This window comes from Microbacterium sp. NPDC087591 (assembly GCF_044743625.1).
Lineage (GTDB): Bacteria > Actinomycetota > Actinomycetes > Actinomycetales > Microbacteriaceae > Microbacterium.
Genome location: NZ_JBIUWU010000002.1, coordinates 706581 through 718071, shown reverse-complemented (window position 1 = coordinate 718071; position 11491 = coordinate 706581). Strand labels below are relative to the sequence as shown.

Genomic DNA, 11491 nt, shown 5'->3' with positions numbered 1-11491 from the left:
AGCCTATCGCCCCGTGGAGGGGTCGGAATCGGTCCCGGAGGCGTTCCTCCTGGCGCGCACGCTGTACCAGACCATCAGGGCCGCGATGACGACGATGCCGCCGATCGACAGGGCCCAGATCCAGGCGGAGGCGCCGGACGATGCGCCGGCATCCGGCGCCGGCGTCGCGGTCGCATCCGGTGTCGCGGTGGAGTCCGGTGAGGGGGCAGCCGTCGCCGGTGCCGTCGTGGGGGTGGCGGCGGGGGTGGGGGTCGAGACGGAGCCGGTGCTGACGGTGAAGAAGAACTCCTCCGACGTGGGGTGGCCGTCGCTCGAGACGACCTTCCAGATGACGTGGTACTCGCCGGCGGCGGCCTCGGCCTTCAGCGGCTGCGTCACGATCGCCCCGTCCACGGTCGGCTCGCCATCGGTGACCGAGTTGCCGTCCGCGTCCGTCACGACGACCTCGGTCGCGCCGTCTCCGGTGATCAGCTTGGCGCTGAAGGTGAGCGTCAGCTCGCTCGGGAGGGTCTCGACGGTGCTGTCGGCCTCCGGCGATGACGACACCAGGGCGTCGTGGGCGGAGGCGGCGAGCGGTGAGAAGAGCACCAGGAATGCGGCGAGGAGGGTCGCGGCCAGCGCGATGGGGACGGCGGGGAAGGGACGGGCTGTGGTCTGCACACCCACAGCCTATGAATCTCCGGTATGGGATGCCTGAGTGTGAAGGCGGCCTCCCAGGACCGTCTCGGAATCCGTTAGTCTGGATGCTGAGGAGGGCACAGTGACAGACAGCGACAGCCGACCGGCAGGTGACTCGGCCATTCACCGTTCCGGCGAACAACGACACGACGTGACGCAGACGTTCGGACACGATTCGGACCTGTCCTTCGTGCCGTTCGGCGTGGAACTCACCGATGTGGAACAGAGCGCGATCGCGGCGCTGCCCACGGGATCCGCGCTTCTCCTGGTGCGCTCCGGTGCCTTGGCCGGTGCGCGTTATCTCCTGGACACCGACGTGACCACGGTCGGACGCCACCCCGAGGCCGACATCTTCTTCGACGACGTGACCGTGTCCCGTCGTCACGCCGAGGTCACCCGTACCGGGACGACCTTCGAGATCATCGATCAGCGCTCCCTCAACGGCACCTATGTGAACGGCGAGCGTGTCGACCGCAGCCCGCTGGTGGACGGATCCGAGGTCCGGGTCGGCAAGTTCCGCCTCAACTTCTTCGCCTCACCCGTCGATCGCCCCACGGCGAACATCTGATGGCGGCCTCTCCCGCCCGCGAACGCTCTGCGTCCGCGGGCCTGTTGAGTATCGGCCAGGTACTGGCCAGGCTCACACCGGAGTTCCCCGAGCTGACCTCCAGCAAGCTGCGCTTCCTCGAGGTCCAGGGGATCGTCACTCCGTCCCGCACCGAGTCCGGATATCGCAAGTTCTCCACGGCGGACATCGAGCGGCTCCGCCTTGGTCTCACGCTCCAGCGTGATCATTACCTCCCGCTCAGCGTCATCCGCGAACAGCTCGATGAGGCCGAGGCGCGGGGCGAGGGCGCATCGCTCACGCCGCCTCCGTCCATCACGCCGACGCCGCGTCGTTACCGTCGTGACGAACTGCTCGCCGCTGCAGGGGCAGGGCCCCAGCTGCTCAACGACGCGATCAGCACGGGCGTCATCACGGCGCAGGAGAGCTACTCCGAGTCGGTCGTCACGCTGCTGCGCGGCCTCGTGGCTCTCGACCGCCACGGCATCGAACCCCGGCACCTCCGTTCGCTGCGCCAGGGCGCCGAGCGCGAGGTCGCACTCATCGAGTCGGCGATGTCGGCTCTGCTCCGCCGGACGGACGCCGCGTCGCGCGCCAAGGCGAGCGAACTGGCCCCGGAACTGGCCGCGAAGATCGACGAGGTGCGCTCGCTCTTCGTCAAGGATGCGCTCTCGCGCGTCCTTTCGTAACGAACTGATTGCGACACACCTTCGGTGTCGCACGGATGTCATTGCCGCTGCCTGGGCACTGCTCTACCGTGGAGATAACCGTTCCAGGGAGGAATTCAGATGAATGCGGATGAGCTCGCAGGAGACCCGCGCTTCGTGCCCGAACTCCTCTTCACGGACGGTCTTCCGGCCATGGATGACGAGGTCGGCTACCGCGGCGCCGTCGCCGCACGCGCAGCCGGCATCACCTACCGTCAGCTCGACTACTGGGCCCGCACCGAGCTCGTGGAGCCCACCGTCCGCGGCGCCAGCGGCTCCGGTTCGCAGCGCCTCTACGGCTTCCGCGACATCCTGGTGCTCAAGCTCGTCAAGAGCCTGCTCGACACCGGCATCTCGCTCCAGCAGATCCGCACCGCGGTGGAGGAACTCCGCCGCGCCGGCATCCGCGACCTCGCCGGGACGACTCTGATGAGCGACGGCGCCTCCGTCTACCTCTGCACCTCGAACGACGAGGTCATCGACCTGGTCAGCCGTGGTCAGGGAGTGTTCGGCATCGCGGTGGGCAAGGTCCTGCGCGAGGTCGAGTCCACGCTCGTGCAGTTCGATGCGACCGCGCCCGACCCGGTCGACGAACTCAGCGCTCGTCGCTCCCAGCGCTCCGCCTGACGAACTCCTGCATCACGCAGAACGGCCATCCTCGATGAGGATGGCCGTTTCGCTGTGTGCGCGTGTATTCGTCAGTTCTGGGTGCCGTTGTCCGCGACGGCGATGCGTCCGGTGCGGATGATGCGGTCGAGGAGCTGATCGAAGTCCGCGGCGAGCTCCTGGGCGGAATCGCCGGGCCAGATGTGGAGCGGCTTCGCTGCGCCCTGCGCCTGCTGCAGCGAGGTGCGCTCCGGCAGCTGGGGCGAGAGGACGAGCGGGCCGAACATGTCGCGGAGCTCCTTGATGCGGAACTGGTGCTCGATGGACTGCGGGCGCACGCGGTTCACCACGATGCCGAGCGGCTGAAGGCGGGGCGAGAGACCGCGACGGATCTCCTCGATCGCGCGCAGAGCGCGGTCTGCGGCCGCCACGGAGAAGAGGCCCGGCTCCGTGACCACCATGACGCGATCGCTGGCCGCCCATGCCGTGCGTGTCAGGGCGTTCAGCGACGGCGCGCAGTCGATCAGCACGAGGTCGTAGTCGGCCTCGACGGCGGCGAGTGCCTCCTCGAGCTTCCATACGTCGCGCACGCTGGGGTGCGGTCCGTCGAAGTTGATCGCCGAGGGGCTGCCGATGAGCACGTCGATGGTGCCGGGATGCACCTTCGCCCACCCGCTGGAGGTGATCGCCTGTCGGACGACCTTCTCCTTCGGGTTCGCCAGGACATCGGCGACGTTGAGCCGACCTGCCACCTGGATATCCATCCCGGTGGATACATCGGACTGGGGGTCGAGGTCGACGACGAGAGTACGGACGCCCCGGGCGAAGGCCGCTGAGGCCAGGCCGAGGGTCACGGTCGTCTTGCCGACGCCTCCCTTGAGAGAGCTGACGCTGAGTACGTGCACGGACTCCACGTTACCTTCCCCTAGGCTGGGGGAACACTCAGCCCCGCCCCATGTGCGTCGAAAACGCCGCACATCGAGCTTTCAGAGGTGTGCATGTTCAAGAAGATCCTTGTGGCAAACCGCGGCGAGATCGCGATTCGTGCCTTCCGTGCGGCAGTCGAGGTCGGGGCGAGAACCGTCGCCGTCTTCCCGCATGAGGACCGTGGCTCCGTCCATCGGTTGAAGGCTGATGAAGCCTACGAGATCGGCGAGCGGGGTCACCCTGTTCGCGCCTACCTGAGCGTCGACGAGATCATCCGCGTCGCGCGCGAGTCCGGTGCCGACGCGATCTACCCCGGATACGGGTTCCTGTCCGAGAACCCGGAGCTGGCGGAGAAGGCGGCGGCGAACGGCATCGTCTTCATCGGCCCCCCTGCTGCCGTGCTCGAGATGGCAGGGAACAAGGTCGAGGCCAAGCGGCACGCGATCGAGGCCGGCGTACCGGTGCTGCGCTCCACCGAGGCGTCGGACGACGTCGAGCTGCTCGTGTCGCAGGCGGCGGAGATCGGATTCCCGCTCTTCGCGAAGGCCGTCGCCGGTGGTGGCGGTCGCGGCATGCGGCGGGTGGCGACGGCCGACGAGCTCGCTCCGGCGCTCGCGGAGGCGATGCGCGAGGCCGCCAGCGCGTTCGGCGACGCGCGTATGTTCCTCGAGCAGGCGGTCGTGCGGCCTCGTCACATCGAGGTGCAGATCCTCGCCGACAAGACCGGCGAGACCGTCCACCTCTTCGAGCGCGACTGCTCGGTGCAGCGCCGTCATCAGAAGGTCGTCGAGATCGCTCCGGCCCCGAACCTGGATGACAGCATCCGCACCGCCCTGCACGGCTACGCGGTCGCGTTCGCGCGGTCGATCGGCTACGAGAACGCCGGCACTGTCGAGTTCCTGCTGGAGACGGCGGGGGAGCGCGCCGGCGAGGTGGTGTTCATCGAGATGAACCCGCGCATCCAGGTCGAGCACACGGTGACCGAGGAAGTGACCGACGTCGACCTCGTCCAGAGCCAGATGCGGATCGCCGCCGGGCAGTCGCTCGCGCAGCTGGGGCTGCAGCAGGAGAACGTGCACCTGCGCGGCGCGGCGCTCCAGTGCCGCATCACCACGGAGGACCCCACCCAGGGCTTCCGTCCGGACACGGGGAAGATCACGACCTACCGTTCGCCCGGTGGCGCCGGCATCCGCCTCGATGGCGGAACCGTCCACCAGGGGGCGCAGATCAGCCCGCACTTCGATTCGATGCTGGCCAAGCTCACCTGTCGCGGGCGCGACTTCCCGGCAGCGGTCGCCCGTGCGCGTCGTGCGCTGGCCGAGTTCCGTATCCGCGGCGTCTCCACCAACATCCCGTTCCTCCAGGCGCTGCTCGAGGACGAGGCCTTCATCGCGGGCGACGTCAGCACCTCGTTCATCGACGAGCGCCCTGAGCTCCTGCGCGGCCGGGTCTCGAAGGACCGCGGCACCAAGATGCTGAACTGGCTCGTGGACGTCACCGTCAACAAGCCGCACGGCGCGCACCCCGGTGTCGTGGACCCGCGGACCAAGCTCCCGACCGTCGACCTGACCGCGCAGCCCGTCGCCGGCTCTCGTCAGCGACTCCTCGAGCTCGGCCCCGAGGGCTTCGCGCGGAGCCTGCGAGAGCAGACCGCGCTTGCGATCACCGACACGACCTTCCGCGACGCCCACCAATCCCTGCTGGCCACGCGCGTGCGCACGAAGGACCTCGTCGCCGCGGCGCCCTACATCGCGCAGCTGACCCCTGGTCTGCTCTCGGTCGAGGCCTGGGGCGGTGCGACGTACGACGTCGCGCTGCGGTTCCTCGGCGAAGACCCCTGGGAGCGCCTCGACAAGCTGCGGGCGGCCCTGCCGAACGTCGCGATCCAGATGCTGCTGCGCGGCCGGAACACCGTCGGCTACACCCCATACCCGACCGCGGTGACCGACGCCTTCGTGGCCGAGGCCGCAGCGAGCGGTGTCGACATCTTCCGCATCTTCGACGCGCTCAACGACGTCGAGCAGATGCGACCGGCGATCGAGGCGGTGCGCCGTACCGGCACCGCCGTCGCCGAGGTGGCCCTGTGCTACACGGGTGACCTGCTCAACCCGGCCGAGGACCTCTACACGCTCGACTACTACCTCGAGCTCGCCCAGCAGATCGTCGATGCCGGAGCGCACATCATCGCGATCAAGGACATGGCGGGTCTGCTGCGTCCTGCTGCCGCGGCCACGCTCGTCGCCGCACTGCGCGAGCGTTTCGATCTGCCGGTGCACCTGCACACGCACGATACGCCGGGCGGTCAGCTCGCCACACTGCTCGCAGCCAGCGCGGTGGGAGTGGACGCCGTGGATGCGGCATCCGCCCCGCTGTCGGGAACGACCAGCCAGCCGTCGCTCTCGGCACTCGTCGCGGCGCTCGCGCACACGGACCGCGACAGCGGTATCGACCTCGGCGGAGTATCCGACCTCGAACCGTACTGGGAGGCTGTGCGTCGTCAGTACGCGCCGTTCGAGTCGGGGCTGCCGGGACCCACGGGTCGTGTCTACCATCACGAGATCCCGGGTGGTCAGCTGTCGAACCTGCGCCAGCAGGCGAAGGCGCTCGGCCTCGCCGACGACTTCGAGCTCATCGAGGACATGTACGCCGCGGCGGACCGGATCCTCGGACGGGTGCCGAAGGTGACGCCGTCGTCGAAGGTGGTCGGCGATCTCGCCCTGCACCTCGCCGCCGTCAAGGCGGACCCCGCCGACTTCGAGGCGAATCCCGAGAAGTACGACGTGCCCGACTCGGTCGTGGGGTTCATGGCCGGAGAGCTGGGCGACCTGCCCGGCGGATGGCCGGAGCCCTTCCGCACGAAGGTGCTCGCCGGTCGCTCGGTGAGGCAAGGTGTGACGGCGCTCACGACGGATGACGAAGCGGCTCTCGCCGGTGACAGCATCACGCGGCGTGCGCGGTTGAACACGCTGCTGTTCCCGGCACCGACCCAGGAGTTCACGCAGATGCGCGAGCTGTTCGGCGACCTCTCGGTGCTCGACACGAGCGACTACCTCTACGGTCTGGTGCAGGGACAGGAGCACCTGATCGAGATCGATCGGGGCGTGCAGCTCTACGTCGGGCTCGAGGCCATCGGCGACGCGGACGATCGGGGTATGCGCACCGTGATGACGACGCTGAACGGTCAGCTGCGCCCGGTGTTCGTCCGCGACCGCTCCATCGCGGTGGATGCGCACGAGGTCGAGAAGGCGGACACCTCCGTGCCCGGTCAGGTGGCCGCCCCGTTCTCGGGGGTCGTGTCGCTCAAGGCCGAGATCGGCGCCGTCGTCAGAGCCGGTGAGCCGGTCGCCTCGATCGAGGCGATGAAGATGGAAGCGGCCATCACATCGCCCGTCGACGGAGTCGTCGAGCGGCATGCGATCAGTGAGACGCAGCAGGTGGATGCGGGAGATCTTTTGGTCGTGATCCGTCCCGCGCACTAATCTTGTGCGGGCGAGGGCCGCGCACCAGGTGCGCACCCGAGGCCCCGCACAGGCTTGGAGTGACACCGTGACCCCGAAGAACACCTCAGACCCTCTCGATGAGAACTCGCTGGGGGTGCTCGATGACGCCGCGTCCGTGGACACGGCCGTCATCGGCATCCTCGGCGGGACCGCCCAGGTGAACGTCGTCCTCCCGCAGGATGACGACGACGATCTCGATGACGACGGGGTGCTGGACGGCGAGGTCGTCGCGGATCTGATCGTCGACGAGGTGACGGTCGAGGGCATGAGGATGCCGGATGCGGTCGCGCAGACCACTCCGATCTCGCCTATCGAGGCCGAGGTCGTCGCTCCGCTCTCCGCATCGGCCGCGTCCGCGGCGAAGCCGGAACCGCACCCGCTCGTGTCGGAGACACCCGCCGTCGGCCTCCTCAAGTCGGCGGCCAAGGCGACGTCGAAGAAGGGGAAGAAGAAGACGGCCGTGACGCAGAAGCCGCAAGCCGCGGTCTCCGTTCCCGGCGTCACGGCGCCGGAGAAGGCCGTGCGCGAGGTGGCGACATCCGAGCCGGTGGTTCCGGACGCTCAGGCGCATGAGGTCGAGGTGCCGGAGGTGAAGGTGCCCGAGGTGAAGGTGCCTGAGGTGAAGGCGCCCGAGGTGAAGGCGCCCGAGGCGGAGGCATCGGCAGCCCCCGCCGCCACCACGGAAGCACCGGTGCCTGCGACGGAGGATCTCGTCGTCGACGCCGTGCTCGAGGAGCCGCCCGTGTCTGCGCCGAAGCTCGCCGCCTCCGCCGAGACCATCACGGATGCGGTCGTCGTCGATGAGGAGACAGCGGCGGTCGAGGAGGCCGCGATCGCCGCGCGATTCCTGGCCAGAGCAGATGCCGATGCGTCGGCCGCGAAGGCGATGTCCGCATCGGCCGCTTCCGTGCCGATCGATAAGGAGACCACCGCCGTGTCCACCCCTGAAGAGAAGGCTGTCGCCACCCAGCCCACGCGTGCCGCAGCGCGTGCGGAAGTGACGCTGACGTCGAAGCGTCTGGGCGAGCTGAGCGAGTCGGGGAGGGAGACCGCAGACCTGCTCACGGCCGACCGGCTGCTCGATCCGCATCGCGTCGCCAAGCCGGAGCCGGAGGGGGCATGGAGCCATTTCCTCTACACGGCGTCCGGTCGCCGTATCAACATCGGTGACGGCAGGCGCGCCAGAGAGCGCAAGGCCCTGACCGCGCGGATCGCCGCGCCGCTGGTGGGCGGTGCGAGGTTCGTGCCCGTGCTCTCGCGCAAGGGCGGCGTCGGCAAGACGACGATCACCGCGTTGCTCGGCATGGCGCTCGCGGATGCCAGGGAGGACCGCGTGATCGCGGTCGACGCCAACCCCGACCGAGGCACGCTGGCCGACCGCGTCGTGCGCCCGCACCACTCCAAGTCCGTGCGGGATCTCGTCCGCATCCACGACGAGGTGAAGGGCTACCACGACATCTCGGCGATCGTGGCGCGCGATGCGACCCGGCTCGACGTGCTGGCCTCGGACGCGGACCCCCGCATCGCCGAGGCGTTCAGCGATGACGACTATCGCGACGTCGCCGGCGTGGCGGCGCACTACTACTCCCTGGTGCTCACCGACACCGGTACCGGGATCGTGCACTCGGTGATGGCGGCCACCCTCGACCTGGCCGATCAGATCGTGATCGTGTCCGGGCTCAGTGTCGACGAGGCCAGACTCGCCTCCGAGACCCTCACCTGGCTCGAGACGAACGGGTACGCGGAGCAGGCGCGCGATGCCATCGTCGTGCTCAACCAGTCGACACCCGGCGCGCCGCTGGTGCGCCTGAACGAGCTGGAGTCGCACTTCGCCACCCGCGCCAAGCGCGTGGTCCGGATGCCGTACGACACCCAGATCGCGGGAGGCGGGACGATCGTCTTCGCGAATCTGCAGCCGGAGACGAGGGCGGCGGCACGCGAGCTGGCGGCGCTGCTGGTCGAGGGACTTCGGGGCAAGGCAGCCTGATGACAGTACGTGAGATCCGTATCTTCGGCGACCCCGTGCTGCGCACCGTCTGCGCGCCGATCGAGCAGATCGACGACGGCGTGCGTGCGCTGGTCGCCGACCTCATCGACACCGTCGAGCTCCCGGGACGAGCCGGCGTGGCTGCGCCCCAGATCGGTGTGGCGCTGCGTGCCTTCAGCTACAACATCGACGGCGATATCGGCTATGTGCTCAACCCGGTGCTGACCGAGGTCCGAGGCGATCCGGTGCCGACCGGTGAGGGCTGCCTCTCGGTGCCAGGACTCTGGCATGACGCCCAGCGCTACCCGTGGGCGCGGGTCGAGGGCATCGATCTCGACGGACAGCCTGTCGTGCTCGAGGGGGAGGGGCTGCTGGCTCAGGCGCTTCAGCACGAGACCGATCACCTCGACGGCAAGCTCTACCTCTCACGGCTCGACGCCGACACCCGACGCACCGCGATGCGCGAGGTGCGTGAGAGCGCCTGGTTCTGACCGGCGACCCGCTCCCGGACGCGAAACGGCCCCCTGCACATGTGGCAGGGGGCCGTTCGTCGGTCACGGAGTCGCCGGAAGCGTCAGCCGCCGATCGCGACGTTGGTCGTGGCGACCGGCTCGTCGTAGAGCGCGGAGATCTCGTCGGCGAAGTCGTTCATGATCACGTTGCGCTTGATCGACAGCTTCGGCGTGAGATGTCCTGACGCCTCGGTCCACTCGGAGTCGAGGATCGTGAACTTGCGGATCGACTCGGCGCGGGAGACGCGTGCGTTGGCGGCATCCACCGCGCTCTGCACCTCGGCACGGACGGCCGCGTTCTTCGAGGCGTCCACGAGCGACAGGTCGGACGGGAGGCCGTTGTTCGCGAGCCAGGTCGGAAGCATCTCCGGGTCGAGGGTGACCAGCGCCGAGATGAACGGCTTCTGATCTCCGACCACGACCACCTGCCCGATGATCGGGTTCGCGCGGATGGGGTCCTCGAGCGCGGCCGGGGCGACGTTCTTGCCGCCGGCGGTCACGATGATCTCCTTCTTGCGACCGGTGATCGTGAGGAACCCCTCGGAGTCGAAGCTGCCGATGTCGCCGGTGCGGAACCAGCCGCCCTCGCTGAAGGCCTCGGACGTCGCCGCCTCGTTGTTCCAATACTCCTTGAAGACGTTGATGCCGCGGACTTCGATCTCGCCGTCATCCGCCAGGCGCACTCCGACGCCGGGGAGAGCGGGGCCGACCGTGCCGATCTTCGACTTGTCCGCGAGGTTCACCGTCGCGGGAGCGGTCGTCTCGGTCAGGCCATAACCCTCGAGGATGACCACGCCGAGGCTGTGGAAGAAGTGCCCGAGGCGCGAGCCGAGCGGGGCGGATCCGGAGACCGCGTACACGACGTTGCCGCCCATGGCCTCGCGCAGCTTGCTGTAGACGAGCTTGTTGAACAGTGCGAACTTGAGCTTCATCCCGAAGGGGATCTTCGTGCCGGCTTCGACGAGCTTGGAGTGCTCGATCGCGACGTCGGCCGCGGCACGGAAGATCTTGCCCTTTCCGCCCGCCTCCGCCTTCTGCTCGGCCGAGTTGTAGACCTTCTCGAACACGCGCGGGACCGCGAGGAGGAAGGTCGGCTTGAACGATCCGAGCGCGGGGAGCAACTGGCGGGTGTCGGGCTGGTGCCCCGTGCGGACGCCGGCATGGATGTCGAGGATCGAGATGAATCGCGCGAATACATGCGCGGTCGTGATGAACAGCAGCGTGGATGCGCCGGGCGTCTGCACGACCTCGTTCAACGCCTTCGCCGAATTGCGGGAGAGTTCGACGAAGTTGCTGTGCGTCAGCACGCAGCCCTTCGGGCGGCCGGTCGAACCCGACGTGTAGATGAGCGTCGCGATGTCGGAGCCGACGGCCAGGCTGCGGCGTCGCTCGATCTCCGCATCGTCGACCGACGCTCCCTGCGCGGTGAGCGTGTCGATGGCGCCCAGGTGCAGCTGCCAGATCTCGCGGATCAGCGGCAGCTCGCTGCGTACCTCGTCGACACGGGCGAAGTGCTCGGGCGACTCGACGATGAGGGAGATCGCCCCGGAGTCCTCCATGATCCACTGGATCTGCGAGGGCGAGCTGGTCTCGTAGATGGGCACCATGACCGCGCCGGCGTAGAACAGGGCGAAGTCGATCAGCGTCCACTCGTAGGTGGTTCGCGCCAGGAATCCGACCTTCTCACCGGGCTGGATGCCGGCGGCGACGAATCCCTTCGCCAGGGCGATGACGGCCGTCTGGAAGTCGGCGGCGGAGATGTCACGCCAGCCGTCTCCATCGGGCACGGAGAACAGAGCCCGGTCCGGGGTGGCCTTCACGCGCTCGACCAGGAGATCGGCGATGTTCGCTTGGGGGTCGGCGGGGACGATCGCGGGGACTTCGAACTGGACCACGGCAGCTCCTTCGGTACCTGTCGGGACGGGTTGCATTCGAGTGTAGAGCATGAGACGCGGTCGCAGAGAGGCTGAAACTGAGTCGCGATATGGAGCTTCCGGCGTGAGACGCTC

The 11491-nt window shown here is 68.5% G+C and carries 9 protein-coding genes; 6 read left to right on the top strand and 3 right to left on the bottom strand.

Going from position 1 to position 11491, the window contains the following annotated elements; all coding sequences use genetic code 11:
- Positions 1-3 precede the first annotated feature (3 nt).
- Positions 4-660: a copper resistance protein CopC gene (locus ACIOVG_RS14075; RefSeq protein ID WP_400874514.1), complete on the bottom strand. Its 657-nt coding sequence runs from the start codon at positions 658-660 to the stop codon at positions 4-6.
- Positions 661-760: 100 nt separating this feature from the next.
- On the opposite strand from ACIOVG_RS14075, the gene ACIOVG_RS14070 reads away from it, so the two are divergent.
- The 3 genes from ACIOVG_RS14070 (at position 761) to ACIOVG_RS14060 (ending at position 2577) form a co-directional block, all read left to right on the top strand.
- The gene (locus ACIOVG_RS14070; protein ID WP_400874512.1) at positions 761-1246 is read left to right on the top strand and encodes an FHA domain-containing protein; all 486 of its coding nucleotides are present in this window, start codon (positions 761-763) and stop codon (positions 1244-1246) included.
- Positions 1246-1932 (top strand): MerR family transcriptional regulator, encoded by a 687-nt coding sequence (locus ACIOVG_RS14065; RefSeq protein WP_400874509.1) that lies wholly within the window; start codon positions 1246-1248, stop codon positions 1930-1932. The genes ACIOVG_RS14070 and ACIOVG_RS14065 overlap by 1 nt, the downstream gene beginning before the upstream one ends.
- A gap of 99 nt (positions 1933-2031) precedes the next feature.
- Positions 2032-2577 carry a MerR family transcriptional regulator gene (locus ACIOVG_RS14060; RefSeq protein WP_400874506.1) on the top strand — a complete coding sequence of 182 codons (546 nt, stop codon included), beginning with the start codon at positions 2032-2034 and terminating at the stop codon, positions 2575-2577.
- Between the two features lie 71 nt (positions 2578-2648).
- Here ACIOVG_RS14060 and ACIOVG_RS14055 read toward each other — a convergent pair whose 3' ends face one another.
- Positions 2649-3461, bottom strand: a complete 813-nt coding sequence (locus ACIOVG_RS14055) for a ParA family protein (protein WP_400874504.1) — start codon at positions 3459-3461, stop codon at positions 2649-2651.
- Between the two features lie 93 nt (positions 3462-3554).
- Between ACIOVG_RS14055 and ACIOVG_RS14050 the strand changes: the two genes are divergently transcribed.
- From ACIOVG_RS14050 to def, 3 genes are all read left to right on the top strand, one after another.
- Positions 3555-6962 carry a pyruvate carboxylase gene (locus tag ACIOVG_RS14050; protein ID WP_400874501.1) on the top strand — a complete coding sequence of 1136 codons (3408 nt, stop codon included), beginning with the start codon at positions 3555-3557 and terminating at the stop codon, positions 6960-6962.
- 67 nt (positions 6963-7029) lie between these two features.
- Entirely contained in the window at positions 7030-8970 is a 1941-nt protein-coding gene (locus tag ACIOVG_RS14045) for an AAA family ATPase (protein ID WP_400874498.1), read from the top strand.
- Positions 8970-9461: a peptide deformylase gene (gene def, locus ACIOVG_RS14040; protein ID WP_400874495.1), complete on the top strand. Its 492-nt coding sequence runs from the start codon at positions 8970-8972 to the stop codon at positions 9459-9461. The genes ACIOVG_RS14045 and def overlap by 1 nt, the downstream gene beginning before the upstream one ends.
- A gap of 83 nt (positions 9462-9544) precedes the next feature.
- On the opposite strand, the gene ACIOVG_RS14035 is transcribed toward def, so the two are convergent.
- Positions 9545-11413: an AMP-dependent synthetase/ligase gene (locus ACIOVG_RS14035; RefSeq protein WP_400874492.1), complete on the bottom strand. Its 1869-nt coding sequence runs from the start codon at positions 11411-11413 to the stop codon at positions 9545-9547.
- Positions 11414-11491 lie beyond the last annotated feature (78 nt).